Here is a 13,889-nt window from a genome sequence, read left to right as displayed (position 1 = left end):
AATTACAAAATCATATGATCACTTAAAAAATTAAAATGTCTAAAACACATCTGTATTTTATGCCAGGTTTGGCAGCTGGTCCTGAAATTTTTTACAATTTAACGTTAAACCCTCATCTATACGAATTGCACTATTTAACTTGGAAACCTCCGTTACAGATGAATGAAACCATTGCAAATTATGCAAAAAGAATGACCGATGATATAAAACACAAAAAACCTGTTTTAATAGGAGTTTCTTTTGGAGGAATTATTGTACAAGAAATGAGTAAGTTTATAGAAACACAAAAGATCATTATAATCTCTAGTGTAAAATCTAAAAATGAGCTTCCTAAAAGATATAAATTAGCAAGTAAAAGTAAAATTTACAAACTATTTCCTACTCAAATTGTTACCAATTTTGAAAAATATTCTAAATTTTTTATCGGTAAATCATTGGGGAAAAAGGCAAAAATGTATAAAAAATATCTTTCTGTGAGAGAAAAAAGCTATTTAAAATGGTCTATTTATAACGTTGTCAATTGGCAACAAGAAAAAAAATTGCCAAATATTACTCACATTCATGGAACAAAAGACAATATCTTTCCGTTTAAAAACATCAAAAATTGTATTAAAATTGAAGATGGAAATCACTCTATGATCATTTTAAAGGCAAAACAGATTTCTAAACTAATTCATGAAAGTTTAGCTTGCTAAACCTATTTCTATTTCTTACTTTTATACTATTCTAAAATAAATTTATTATGAATAAGTACGTCCGCGTTTTATCTCTTTTAAGCATTCTTATTGTAACTCTTTTATTTATAAATGCTATAAATAAAACTGAAATAGAGCCTAGTCCAAATACAAGCACTCATGAAATGTATAAAATCAAAGCGCTAAAACTGCCAAGTAATTTGAATTTGGCAGGTGAAAGAGTGCCTATAGAAAAGCAAGATATTAGAGAAAGGATGGAAAGAGAACTGTTGGTTAATACGTACTGGCAATCTAATGGTTTGTTGCTATTAAAACGTGCAAATAAATATTTCCCGATTATAGAACCTTTGTTAGAAAAATATGGTATCCCAGATGATTTTAAATTTTTAGCGTTGGCAGAAAGTGCTTTTATAGATGAAACTTCTTCTGCGGGTGCAGCAGGAATGTGGCATTTTATGAAAGCAACTGGTAAAGAATATGGTTTAGAAATTAATAGCAATGTAGATGAAAGATATGATATTGAAAAATCTACAAAAGTGGCTGCTGAATATTTAAAAAATTCTAAAAATAATTTAGGATCTTGGACTTTAGCTGCGGCAGCTTATAATGCAGGTAATTATGGTGTTTCTCGAAGATTAGAAACTCAAGAAGTTACAAATTATTACGATGCAAAATTACCGAATGAAACGGAACGTTATGTTTTTAGAATTTTGGCTTTAAAAGAAGTGATGAATAATCCTAAAAAATATGGTTTCGTTTTTGAAAAAGAAGATTTATATACGTTACAAAAAACAAAAACGATTAAAGTAGATACTGCTATTACCAATATTACTTCTTTTGCAAAAGGATATGGATTAACTTACAAAGAATTTAAAATTCATAATCCTTGGTTAAGAGAAAATAAATTGAATAATAAAAGCAGAAAAGAGTACGAAATTAAAATACCCGTAAATTAGAATATTAATCAATAATTTTTTTAACTCTACCTACTAAACCAGATTCTAGCTGAACCTTAATACCGTGAGGATGATGGCTAGATTTTGTGAGTATTTTAAATACAACTCCTTGTGTTAATTCTCCTGTCCTTTGATGAGGCTTCTGAACAATTTCCACAAAGATTCCTACTTTAATATTTGCTCTTTTTCTGCCGTCAATCATACTTTATAATTTTTTGTAAAGGTAAAAAAGTCTGTCAAAATTTGATAGACTTTTAATATATAATAGCTGATTTTTAACACCCATAAACTTCTTTAGTTTATACAAATTTCACTTTATAATGTCAGATAAATAAATTGAATTATTTTTTGATCCAAAGAAATTAAAAAAAAGAATCAGGAGCTTTTTTACGGTATTTTTCTTAAATAAAAAGTAAGTAAAAAAGACACTATGTAGTAAACTATTAAAAGGTAACATAATTAAATAGAACCAATTTTGTTCTGGTAACAAGATTTATAAATATCCTCATACACTGGTAGTATATTATCTAAAGAAAACTTTTTAGCATGCTCTTTGGCATTTTGTTTAAATGTTTCTAAAACGGTATCCTCTTTTAAAATAGAAATTGCATTTTTTGCCATGTCTTCAACATCTCCTAAATTACTTAAATAACCCGTTTTTCCATGAATATTTACTTCTGGTAATCCTCCGGTATTTGTAGATATTACTGCTGTTTTTGCAGCCATCGCTTCTAATGCTGCCAAACCAAAACTTTCTGTTTGTGAAGGCAATAAAAACACATCCGAATAGCATAAAATCTTATCTATTTCTGTACTATTTCCTAGAAAGAATACTAAATGTTTAATCCCTAATTGTTTGGCTAAAAGTCCAGCTTTTTTTCTTTCAGGACCTTCTCCGATCATCAATAACTTAGAAGGAATCTCTTTTTGAACCTCGTAAAAAACTTTGATAACATCTTCTACCCTTTTTACTGGTCTAAAATTACTAATGTGTGTTAAAATTCTTTCATTTGGTTTTGCCAAAGCTTCTCTTTTACACTCTTCATTTTCAGCTTTATCGTATTTATGAATATCAATAAAATTATAGACTACTTCTATATTTTTATGAATATTGAAAAGCTGATTAGTAGTTTTCTTTAGACTGTTAGAAACTGCAGTTACTACATCAGAATTGTTTATACTAAATTCTACTGCCGTTTTATATGTAGGATGACTGCCTACCAAGGTAATATCTGTGCCGTGCAAAGTTGTTACGACTTTTATATCAATCCCTTTTTCTTTTAACATTTGTTTGGCCATATACGCGGCATAGGCATGCGGAATTGCATAATGTGCATGCAATACATCTAATTGATATGTTTTTACAACATAAACCATTTTACTAGATAAAGCCAGCTCATAAGGTTGATATTGAAATAATGGATATTCTTCTATTAAAACTTGATGAAAGTGCAATTTATGAGATAAAAAATCTAGACGAACTGGCTGATTATAAGTGATAAAATGCACTTCATGACCTTTGTCTGCCAAAGCCATTCCTAGCTCTGTCGCCATTACACCACTTCCTCCAAAAGTTGGATAACACACAATACCTATTTTCATTTAATATAATTTAGTATTTAGTTATTTATAAACGTAATTTTAATTTTAAAGTTGATGTTCAAATAAAACATAAAAATTTATAGACCTTTAAAAATAAGAAATAAAAGATTTAAAACGCTTTATTTTATAATGAGTTGAAATATTATCACTAAAATAAAGGTATAAATATTTCTTTTTTAAAAAATTATCTTCATTTTTTTTGGTGTACATCCAAATATTGCTGCTAATTTTATTGTCAGAAAGACCCAATTTATTTTTAACTTGATATTTATTCAATCCAATTAAATGACTAAAATCATCAGAAAAAAATATATTTTCTTCCTGTTTATCAAAACCTATCAATTTTTTGATGATTTTAGGTGTATTTTTTTTAATTTTATGTTGCGCCTTTATAGATTTAGAAAGTATCTTTTTATTAAAAACACGTTCTTCTTCCTTTAAAATAATTGGTATTTCTTTTGAAGTTTCTAAAACGGTATTTTTTTTTATAATTTCATTCGCAAATTGTAAATAATCATTTGCACCCACAGATGTAATTTCATATTGAAAAATACTTTTACCAAAACTTGGTGCTTGCGTAATTTTAGAGTTTCGGTTAATTATTGTTTTAAAAATAATTTCTTTAAAATGAGATTGCATATATGCCACCACTTTTTTAGAGAGATTAAGACGGCTGTCAAACATTGTTAATAAAATACCTTCTAAATACAAATTTTTATTTAAATTTTGTTGCACATACCGTACCGTTTTTAAAAAGCTATGCAAACCTTCTAGCGCATAGTAATCACATTGAACAGGAATAATTACAGAATGAGAACTCACAAGTATTTCTAAATTTTTGGTTTTAAAAAAAGGCACACAATCTATAATAATAAAATCATAAAGAGTACTTATTTCTTCTAATGCCTTTTTAAATCTTGAATTTTCTATACCTCCCTTAAAAAAGTCGACATCCTCAAAATAGGGTAATAAGTCTACATTTGGTGAATCCGTGTGAATAAGATTATTCTTAATAATAGACACAAAATTCATAAAACCTAAAACAGGATTGTTTAATTTTTTAGACGTAAACCCAAAAGATATCGTAGCATTTGATTGTGGATCTGTGTCTATAACCAATACTTTACGCTCTAAAACACCTAATCCTGCAGCCAAATTAACACAAGTGGTAGTTTTACCAACACCTCCTTTATGGTTACAAACAGAGATTATTTTACCCATTTTTAAGCACTGTAATTAAATAAATAATATGATAATTTTTAAAAAGCCTTACAGAAATAAACCTAATTATTTTATTTCTATGCTCAAAAGTTTTTGATTTTTAGCTAATATACAATTATAAAATTCTTTTTTATTTAATTAAAATACAAGATGTTAAAATCTTAAAGTAATGATAGATCTTTACCTTCAAAAAACAAGTATATCGTTAAATTCTTATATAATTAACTAGTAATCTCCTAAAGTTACAGGGTTTTGCAATAAAGCGCTTTCTAATTGTTCATCGCTTGGCGCTTTACCATGCCAAGCGTGGGTATGCATCATAAAATCAACTCCATTTCCCATTTCTGTGTACAATAAAATACAAACGGGTTTCCCTTTTCCTGTTAATGATTTTGCTGCTGCTAAACCCGCTAATATTGCTTCAATATCGTTTCCTTTTTTTACTTCTAAAACATCCCAACCAAAAGCTTCAAATTTTGTTTTGATACTTCCCATTGGCAAAACATCGTCTGTAGCACCATCAATTTGTTTTCCGTTTAAATCAATCGTTGCAATAATATTATCAACCTTTTTTCCTGAGGCGTACATAATTGCTTCCCAGTTTTGACCTTCTTGCAACTCACCATCACCATGTAAAGAGTAAATTAACTTATCATCACCATTCAATTTCTTAGCTTGGGCAGCACCTAAAGCTACGGACATTCCTTGTCCTAAAGAACCAGAAGCTATTCTAACTCCAGGCAAACCTTCATGTGTTGTAGGATGCCCTTGCAAACGTGAATCTAACAATCTAAAAGTTGATAATTCAGATACCGGAAAAAAGCCACTGTGAGCCAAAACACTGTAATAAACTGGAGAAATATGACCATTAGAAAGGAAAAATAAATCTTCATGATGTCCGTCCATTTCAAAATCCGTTGAATATTCCATTACTTCTTGATACAAACAAGTAATAAATTCTGCACATCCTAAAGAACCTCCCGGATGACCAGAATTTACTTTGTGTACCATTCTTAAAATATCTCTACGAACTTGCTGCGTAAACTCCTGTAATTTATGTGTTGTTGACATTTTATGCTTTTATTTTATGAAGCAAAAATACAAAAGTGATTGCATTAGAAATGATTTAAAAAATTATTTATTTGAAAATTATTAACAGTGAATTTAATGATACATCTGCCTTTGGCAGTCAAACTTTTTCTGCTTTGTATGACCAACTTTAATTGAGTAAAAGCTCGTTAAATTTTGGCTCTTTCTTAAAACGGAATCAAATTAAGTTTTCTGCTTCTTTTTCTTTGCTGCAGGAAACAATACATTATTCAATATTAAACGATATCCAGGTGAAGTTGGATGCAAATCTAATTCGGTTTTTGGGTCTCCTACTCTATGCGTATAATCTTCAGGATCATGACCTCCATAAAAAGTAAACATTCCTTTTCCCTTTGTACCATGAATATAACGAGCTTCTCTGTTGGTTTTATTTTCCCCTAAAATCAATACATTTGTTTTTACCGTATTTCTGTCAAAAGAAGTAGTTTGCCCCATAAAACCTTTTACTAAAGTGGTATGATTTTGAGTTAGCATGGTTGGAACAGGATCCCATTTTGCCGAAAATTCTATCAAAGAAAAATAATCTGAAGTTTTCGGAATTCTACGTTTTCTTGTCATATCAATAGAAGAAAACTCATAAGTGATCGGATTTTTAACCAATTCAAAATCTTTAAACGCAAAGGTTTTATTAAAATTTATTTCTGACTGATAATTACGAGTTGTGGCATCTCCGTCAAACATGGCTTCTGCAATATCTACACCTTCTGCTGCTAAAGCAATATCAAAACTATCTGTTGCAGAACACATGGCAAACATAAAACCGCCACCAATTACATAATCTCTAATTTTTTTTGCAACCGCTAATTTTTCTTCGGATACTTTATCATATCCCAATTCTTTAGCTAATTTTTCAGCATTTTGTTTTCCTTGAATATACCAAGGAGCGGTTCTGAAAGAACCATAAAATTTACCATATTGCCCAGTAAAATCCTCATGATGTAAATGCAACCATTCGTAAATTAGTAATTTATCTGCCAACACATCTTTGTCATAAATAACGTCAAAAGGAATTTCTGCATAAGATAAAACCATGGTAACGGCATCATCCCAAGGCATTTTATCTTTCGGAGAATACACGGCAATTTTAGGTGCTTTTTCTAAAGTTACAGCTTCCTGATTAGAGGACGGGGCAGAAATTTCTTGCAAAATTAATTGTGCCTTTGCATCAGAAATGATTTGATAAGAAACTCCTCGAATTTTACACTCGTTTTCTATAGCTTTATTATTTTCTATCAAAAATGCACCTCCATCATAATTTAATAACCATTTTGATTTTAAACCTGCTTCTAATCCGAAGTAAACAATTCCGTATGCTTTTAAATGATTTTTTTGATTATCACTGCTCATGGGCACATAGATAAAGGATGCCCAAATTGAGTTTGATGTAAATATGAGCAAAAGTATGAGAAGCTTTTTCATGTATCAAAAGTAATAAAAAGGTTTTCATCTTTAATTTCTTTAACTATCTTTTATCTATTTTAAATATTAGGAAGTTCATACCTTTGATTTTGAGAAATATATTTACAAAAATGAACAAGATTAATTGGGGAATTATTGGTTGTGGTGATGTTGCTGAAATAAAAAGTGGTCCTGCATTTCAAAAAGTAAAAAACTCTAAGCTAATGGCTGTAATGAGAAGGAATGCTACAAAAGCAGAAGATTTTGCTAAAAGACATCAAGTTCCTTTTTGGTATGATTCTGTAGATGAATTATTAAAAAATCCTAAAATAAACGCTGTATATATTGCCACTCCCCCATCATCTCATTTAGAAATCCTAAAAAAATGTTTGCTTGCTAAAAAGTATGTGTATTTAGAAAAACCTATGACATTAAATTATACAGAAGCAAAAGAATTGGATAAAATTGTTTCTAAAAAAGATAAAGTAGTAATTGCTCATTATAGAAGAGGATTGCCCGCTTTTGAAAAAGTAAAAGAATTGATAGATTTAAATGTAATTGGCAAAGTATTATTCGCAGATTTACAAATTTTACAATCTAAAAACAATAACATTATTGCTAAAACTGAAACAAATTGGAGGTTGAATCCTGAAATTTCAGGTGGTGGATACTTTTATGATATTGCGCCACATCAAATAGATTTAATGTGTTATTTTTTTGGCGAAATTGAAAAAGCAAAAGGGTTTGCAACTGCATCAGCAAATAATAATGTTAACGACATTGTAAATGGCGTTATTCAGTTTAAAAATGGGATTCAATTTAGAGGAATTTGGAACTTTAATTCTTCGGATAAAGATGTAAAAGATGAATGCATCATCTTCGGTAAAAAAGGTACAATTACTTTTTCTTTTTATGGTGAAAAAGTAATTGTATCAACAAATGAACTTGAAGAAATTTTTAATTTTAAAAACCCAAAACACGTTCAACAACCTATGATTGAAAAAACAGTTCACTACTTTTTAGACTTGGATAAAAATCCTTGTACTATAAAAGATGGTGTAACTGTTATGAAAACAATGGAACTTTTTACTACCTAAATTCAGTTATACTTTAAAAAGGAACATCATCATCATCATCATCACCAAAAGCATCTTTAGGCTCTATTCTTTGGTTTATGGAAGTACCGTCATCAAAAGGATTGTTCATAGAAGATTGAAATTCAGAACTAAAACCTTCTTCTAAATCAGAGAATTTTGCTAAATATCCGGTAAATTTTAAACGAATATTATCCAAACCACCATTTCTGTGTTTTGCCACAATAAACTCTCCTTGACCTTCACATGGTGTATGTTCATCATCATCCCATTCTGTCATTCCGTAATATTCTGGTCTAAAAATAAAGGAGACAATATCTGCATCTTGCTCAATGGCTCCAGATTCACGTAAATCAGATAATAAAGGTCTTTTGCTTCCTCCACGTGTTTCTACAGCACGCGATAATTGAGAAAGTGCAATTACAGGCACCTCTAATTCTTTTGCTAATGCTTTTAAATTTCTAGAAATCATAGAAATTTCTTGTTCACGGTTTCCGCCTGATTTTCCACCGGCGGTCATTAACTGTAAATAATCAATTACAATAATTTTAACTCCATGTTGCGAAACTAATCTTCTTGCTTTTGCTCGCAAATCGAAAACCGAAAGTGAAGGCGTATCATCTATAAAAATAGGTGCATCAGATAATTTCTTAACTTTTACATTTAATTGTTCCCATTCATGAGGCTCTAAATTTCCTTTTCTTAATTTTTCTGATGTTAAGCCCGTTTCTGAAGAAATCATACGTGTAATTAACTGAACAGAAGACATCTCTAGTGAGAATACAGCAACACCATGATTAAAATCAATTGCCATATTTTTTGCCATCGAAATTACAAATGCCGTTTTTCCCATACCAGGACGTGCTGCAATAATAACTAAATCAGATGGTTGCCAACCCGAAGTTAAGGCATCTAATTTGGTAAAACCTGTTGCCAAGCCAGACATTCCTTCAGAATTACCTATTTCTTGAATCTTTTTTAAAGCTTGCTTTACAAGAGAACCTGCATCTTCTGAACTCTTTTTTAGATTACCCTGCGTAACTTCAAAAAGTTTAGCTTCGGCATCATCTAATAATTCAAAAACATCTGTACTATCATCATATGCATTTTCTATAATTTCTGATGAAATGGAAATTAATTTACGTTGAATGTATTTTTGTAAAATGATTCTAGCATGAAATTCAATGTGCGCAGAAGAGGCTACTTTTTGAGTTAAACGAATTAAAAAGAAATCGCCACCAACAAATTCTAATTTTCCGTTCTTTTTTAACAAGTTAGAGACTGTTAAAAGATCTATAGGTTCAGAATTTTGGAACAATTCATAAATTGCCGCATAAATTTCTTGGTGTTTCTGATCATAAAAAGCATCTGCACTTAAGACGTCTATTACATCATCCATTCCTTTTTTATCAATCATCATTGCTCCTAAAACAGCTTCTTCTAACTCCACTGCCTGCGGGGGAATCTTTCCTTTTTCAAGACTTATGATTCTTGATTTATCTATCTTTTTTCCGGTTACTGGTGTTGTCTTTTCCATCGCTACAAAAGTACTTTTTTAGGTTGATGTTCTTCTTAAAAAACTAACTTAAATTTGTAAACATTTATTGTAAACAAAATTGTTATTATCTTGTTAATAACCAATCATTTTCTATTTTGAATTCTTATTTTTACATCAATGAAATGGAATAAAACACATATTTTTTTAGCAATTTTTCTGCCGATTCAAATTTTTTTGATCCAAATTGCAGCGAATTATCCTGCATTTATAGAACATTATTATTCAAACGGAATTTACCCATACATCTCCTCTTTTTTAAGAATTTTATTAGGCTGGATTCCTTTTTCAGTTGGAGATCTATTATTAGCTTTTGGGCTTTTTATTTTTATTCGTTTTTTAGTTCGTTTGATAAAAACGAGATTCAGCAATTTAATGCCTAAATTGATTCATTTTATGGCAATTTTATCAATCATTTATTTTTGCTTTTATTTGTTTTGGGGATTCAATTATTACAGAGAACCTTTAGGTAAAAATTTAGGGTATACTCAATCAAAATACACCACTGAACAACTTACAACAACTACAAAACTTATTATTGAACAGCTAAATCAGTATCAATTTAAAATCACAAAAAACGATACCTTAAAAGTTGAAAACCCATATCAACAAAGAGAAATGTATACAATGGCTGTTGATGGTTATCAAAATTTATCCAAAGATTTTCCTCAATTAAAATATCAATTTCCATCTATAAAAAGTTCTTTACAGAGTTTATTGCAGAGCTATAATGGTACATCTGGGTACCTAAATCCGTTAACGGGTGAAGCCCAAGTAAATGATCGAGTTCCGAAAACGAGTTACCCAACAACGACGTGTCATGAAATAGCACATCAAATTGGTTATGCTGCCGAAAACGAAGCAAATTTTGTGGGCTTTTTAGCTGCCAATTATAAGGACGATTTGTATTTTAAATATGCAAGTTATAGAATGGCTTTTGGGTATTGCATTTCGGAAATTAGAAAACGAGACAGCGAAAAATCCAAAGAACTCTGGCAAACTCTAAACAAAGGAATTATAGCAGATTTTAATGCAAGTTATGATTTTTGGCAACAGTATAAAAACCCTTTTGAACCTCTAATTAAAAAAGGGTATCATGTCTATTTAAAAGCCAACAAGCAAGCAAAAGGCGTTGACTCTTATGATTACGTAGTTGATTTATTGATCTCTTATTTTGAAGCTTCCAAAGAAATTTAATTTTCTTAAAATTTTGTTAAATTAGTTTCATTTAACAATTTATAACCTGCTTATCAATAAATTTAGCATTAATTCTAAACAAATCTAACTACATGAAAAAACTATTTTTCTTACTTTTTTTCTTGTCGCTCACCATTGTGCAAGCGCAAGATTATTTCCCTACAGACTCGGGAGTAAAAACAACCGAGAGCACCACTTTTGCATTTACAAATGCAAAAATTTATGTAACTCCTACAGAAATTATTAAAAAAGGAACGTTACTGATTAAAGACGGTAAAGTTGTAAGTATTGGTAAATCAGTAAAAATTCCGAAAGGAACAAAAACAACCGATCTAGAAGGCAAAACAATATATCCTTCATTTATAGACATTTATACAGATTTTGGTATTGCTAAACCTAAAAGAGCTTCTAGTAATTCAAGAGGAACACAGTACGAAGCTTCTCGTGAAGGTTATTATTGGAATGATCACATAAGACCTGATGAAAATCCTATCGATGCTTTTGATTTTGATAACAAAAAAGCAAAAGAGTTCATTGACGCAGGATTTGGTGCAGTGAATACGCATTTACAAGACGGAATTATTCGAGGTAATGGATTATTAGTTGCCTTAAATCCGAATGTATCAAATGCATATAGAATTTTAGACACAAAATCCGGGCAATATTTATCGTTTAGTAAAAGCGTACAATCGAGACAAGCATATCCACAATCAAGAATGGGTGCAATGGCATTGTTACGACAGGTTTACAATGATGCGGACTGGTATGCAAAAGGCAACATGAAAAATAAAGATATGGCTTTAGAGGCCTTAAATGGAAATAAAAATTTGACTCAAATTTTTGAAACAGGGAATCATTTAGACGCATTACGAGCAGATAAAATTGGCGATGAATTTTCAATTCAATATACCATCGTTGGTAGCGGTGATGAATATGAACGTGTAAGCGATATCAAAGCAACCAATGCTAATTTTATAATTCCGATTAATTTTAGCAATGCCTATGATGTTTCTGATCCGCTTTTAGCGCAAAAAATTTCTTTAAGAGATATGCGTATGTGGAACCAAGAACCATCAAATTTAAGCGTCCTTTCTGAAAACGGCGTTAATTTTGCTTTGACCACTCACAAATTGAAATCTGTAAAATCTTTTCATAAAAACCTACAAAAAGCAATTAAGTTCGGTTTTGATAAAGAAAAAGCATTAGCTGCATTAACCACAATTCCTGCTCAAATTATAGGGAACAATTCCATTGGAAACTTAAAAACGGGCAGTTATGCAAACTTTATCATTACTTCGGGTGATATTTTTGATGCTAAAACTACCCTATTCGAAAATTGGGTGCAAGGTGCTAAAAACACCATCAATGATATGAATATCAAAGATATTACAGGCACTTACATGCTGTACGTTAATAATAAAAATTACACGTTAACAATTTCTGGCAAAGGAGCAAAACAAACTGGCGCTATTGAGTTAGGTGACAAAAAAGTAAAAGCATCCTTCTCTTTTAAAGATGATTGGATTTCTATGACCTTAAATGAAGAAAGTGGTTATACCAGAATGATGGGTAAAGTAATCAACGCATCCAATGCAATGCAAGGAACAGCGTATGATACGGAAGCCAATGAAACTTCTTGGTCGGCTAGTAAAAAAGTAGTTAAAAAGGATACAAAAGAAAAATCGAAAAAGGAAAAAGAGCAAGAGAACGCAATAACAGTCTTGCCCGTAAGTTATCCGAATATTGGTTTTGGGAATTACACACAACCAAAAACAGAGACCATTTTAATAAAAAATGTAACGGTTTGGACTAGTGAAGATGCTGGTATTTTAGAAAATACAGACGTGTTATTAAAGGATGGAAAAATAACAGAAATTGGTAAAAATTTAAAAGATCGAAAAGCCACAGAAATTGATGGTACAGGAAAACATTTAACCGCTGGTATTATTGATGAGCACTCGCATATTGCAGCTTCTGCGATTAATGAAGGTGCTCAAAATTCATCCGCAGAAGTTACTATTGAAGATGTTGTAGATCCTACTGATATTAATATTTATAGAAATATTTCTGGAGGAACAACTACTGCACAAATTTTACATGGTTCTGCAAATCCTATTGGCGGCCGCTCTGCAATTCTAAAACTAAAATGGGGAGAAAATGCAGAAAATATGATTTATAGTAATTCACCAAAATTCATAAAATTTGCTTTGGGTGAAAATGTAAAACAATCTAGAAGCGCAAACGGAACTCGTTTTCCTCAAACAAGAATGGGTGTTGAACAAATGTTTACAGACTATTTTACAAGAGCTAGAGAATATGAAGTTTTAAAGAAAAGCGGTAATCCTTATAGAAAAGATGCTGAAATGGAAACATTGGTTGAAATTTTAAATGGAGAACGTTTTATATCTTGTCATTCCTATGTGCAATCAGAAATTAATATGTTAATGAAAGTTGCAGAAAAATTCGATTTTAGAATCAATACGTTTACACATATTTTAGAAGGATATAAAGTAGCTGATAAAATGGCAGCACATGGTGTTGGTGGTTCAACTTTTTCAGATTGGTGGGCTTATAAATACGAAGTAAATGATGCCATTCCTTTTAACGCAGCAATTATGCACAATGCTGGCGTTACCGTTGCTATTAATTCTGATGATAGAGAAATGTCTAGACGTTTAAATCAAGAAGCTGCAAAAACCATTAAATATGGCGGTATGTCTGAGTTAGAGGCTTGGAAAACGGTTACCATAAATCCTGCTAAACTTTTACATATTGATGATAGAGTTGGTAGTATAAAAGTGGGTAAAGATGCCGATGTTGTTTTATGGAGCAATCACCCGATGTCTATTTATGCTAAAGTAGAAAAAACAATTATAGAAGGAAAAGTCTTTTTTGATGTGAAAGAAGATGCTAAAAAGCGCTCCATGATTAAAGAAGAAAAAAGCAAATTAATTAACATGATGTTGAAAGAAAAAATGAACGGTGGTAAAACCAAAGCGCCTATAAAAAGAGGTGATAGAAACTTTCAATGTGATACTTTAGAAGAACTTAAAAACTAAGA

General features: G+C 30.7%; 11 protein-coding genes. 5 read left to right on the top strand and 6 right to left on the bottom strand.

Annotated features, from left to right (window positions below):
* Window positions 1-35 precede the first annotated feature (35 nt).
* The gene (locus tag K8354_RS05360; RefSeq protein WP_223446048.1) at window positions 36-695 is read left to right on the top strand and encodes an alpha/beta hydrolase family protein; all 660 of its coding nucleotides are present in this window, start codon (window positions 36-38) and stop codon (window positions 693-695) included.
* Window positions 696-742: 47 nt separating this feature from the next.
* Window positions 743-1,651 carry a lytic transglycosylase domain-containing protein gene (locus tag K8354_RS05355; RefSeq protein WP_223446046.1) on the top strand — a complete coding sequence of 303 codons (909 nt, stop codon included), beginning with the start codon at window positions 743-745 and terminating at the stop codon, window positions 1,649-1,651.
* Window positions 1,652-1,655: 4 nt separating this feature from the next.
* Here K8354_RS05355 and K8354_RS05350 read toward each other — a convergent pair whose 3' ends face one another.
* From K8354_RS05350 to K8354_RS05330, 5 genes are all read right to left on the bottom strand, one after another.
* Complete coding sequence (locus K8354_RS05350) at window positions 1,656-1,853, bottom strand: YwbE family protein (RefSeq protein WP_367890421.1); 198 nt, start codon at window positions 1,851-1,853, stop codon at window positions 1,656-1,658.
* Window positions 1,854-2,110: 257 nt separating this feature from the next.
* Complete coding sequence (gene bshA, locus K8354_RS05345; protein WP_223446044.1) at window positions 2,111-3,253, bottom strand: N-acetyl-alpha-D-glucosaminyl L-malate synthase BshA; 1,143 nt, start codon at window positions 3,251-3,253, stop codon at window positions 2,111-2,113.
* Window positions 3,254-3,340: 87 nt separating this feature from the next.
* Complete coding sequence (locus tag K8354_RS05340) at window positions 3,341-4,474, bottom strand: ParA family protein (protein WP_223446042.1); 1,134 nt, start codon at window positions 4,472-4,474, stop codon at window positions 3,341-3,343.
* 225 nt (window positions 4,475-4,699) lie between these two features.
* The gene (locus K8354_RS05335; RefSeq protein WP_223446039.1) at window positions 4,700-5,545 is read right to left on the bottom strand and encodes a transketolase; all 846 of its coding nucleotides are present in this window, start codon (window positions 5,543-5,545) and stop codon (window positions 4,700-4,702) included.
* Window positions 5,546-5,746: 201 nt separating this feature from the next.
* A complete protein-coding gene (locus K8354_RS05330) occupies window positions 5,747-6,931 on the bottom strand; it encodes an asparagine synthetase B (RefSeq protein WP_223447593.1) in 1,185 nt (394 codons plus the stop codon).
* 182 nt (window positions 6,932-7,113) lie between these two features.
* Between K8354_RS05330 and K8354_RS05325 the strand changes: the two genes are divergently transcribed.
* A complete protein-coding gene (locus K8354_RS05325) occupies window positions 7,114-8,079 on the top strand; it encodes a Gfo/Idh/MocA family protein (RefSeq protein ID WP_223446037.1) in 966 nt (321 codons plus the stop codon).
* Between the two features lie 13 nt (window positions 8,080-8,092).
* On the opposite strand, the gene dnaB is transcribed toward K8354_RS05325, so the two are convergent.
* Window positions 8,093-9,613 carry a replicative DNA helicase gene (gene dnaB / locus K8354_RS05320; RefSeq protein WP_223446035.1) on the bottom strand — a complete coding sequence of 507 codons (1,521 nt, stop codon included), beginning with the start codon at window positions 9,611-9,613 and terminating at the stop codon, window positions 8,093-8,095.
* Window positions 9,614-9,808: 195 nt separating this feature from the next.
* Here dnaB and K8354_RS05315 point away from each other — a divergent pair, with 195 nt between their 5' ends.
* Together K8354_RS05315 and K8354_RS05310 are read left to right on the top strand one after the other, a co-directional pair.
* Window positions 9,809-10,828: a DUF3810 domain-containing protein gene (locus K8354_RS05315; RefSeq protein ID WP_223446033.1), complete on the top strand. Its 1,020-nt coding sequence runs from the start codon at window positions 9,809-9,811 to the stop codon at window positions 10,826-10,828.
* Between the two features lie 92 nt (window positions 10,829-10,920).
* The gene (locus tag K8354_RS05310; RefSeq protein ID WP_223446031.1) at window positions 10,921-13,887 is read left to right on the top strand and encodes an amidohydrolase family protein; all 2,967 of its coding nucleotides are present in this window, start codon (window positions 10,921-10,923) and stop codon (window positions 13,885-13,887) included.
* Window positions 13,888-13,889: the final 2 nt, after the last annotated feature.

The organism is Polaribacter litorisediminis (assembly GCF_019968605.1).
Classification (GTDB): Bacteria; Bacteroidota; Bacteroidia; order Flavobacteriales; family Flavobacteriaceae; genus Polaribacter; species Polaribacter litorisediminis.
The sequence above is the reverse complement of the archived record's forward strand: the minus strand, read 5'-3'. Positions and strand labels throughout refer to the sequence as shown.

Coding starts and splice junctions, on each gene's coding strand:
- K8354_RS05335 (WP_223446039.1), bottom strand. CDS start 5,545: ATGTCAACAACACATAAATTACAGGAGTTTACGCAGCAAGTTCGTAGA.
- K8354_RS05360 (WP_223446048.1), top strand. CDS start 36: ATGTCTAAAACACATCTGTATTTTATGCCAGGTTTGGCAGCTGGTCCT.
- K8354_RS05340 (WP_223446042.1), bottom strand. CDS start 4,474: ATGGGTAAAATAATCTCTGTTTGTAACCATAAAGGAGGTGTTGGTAAA.
- K8354_RS05325 (WP_223446037.1), top strand. CDS start 7,114: ATGAACAAGATTAATTGGGGAATTATTGGTTGTGGTGATGTTGCTGAA.
- dnaB (WP_223446035.1), bottom strand. CDS start 9,613: ATGGAAAAGACAACACCAGTAACCGGAAAAAAGATAGATAAATCAAGA.
- K8354_RS05355 (WP_223446046.1), top strand. CDS start 743: ATGAATAAGTACGTCCGCGTTTTATCTCTTTTAAGCATTCTTATTGTA.
- K8354_RS05350 (WP_367890421.1), bottom strand. CDS start 1,853: ATGATTGACGGCAGAAAAAGAGCAAATATTAAAGTAGGAATCTTTGTG.
- bshA (WP_223446044.1), bottom strand. CDS start 3,253: ATGAAAATAGGTATTGTGTGTTATCCAACTTTTGGAGGAAGTGGTGTA.
- K8354_RS05310 (WP_223446031.1), top strand. CDS start 10,921: ATGAAAAAACTATTTTTCTTACTTTTTTTCTTGTCGCTCACCATTGTG.
- K8354_RS05330 (WP_223447593.1), bottom strand. CDS start 6,931: ATGAGCAGTGATAATCAAAAAAATCATTTAAAAGCATACGGAATTGTT.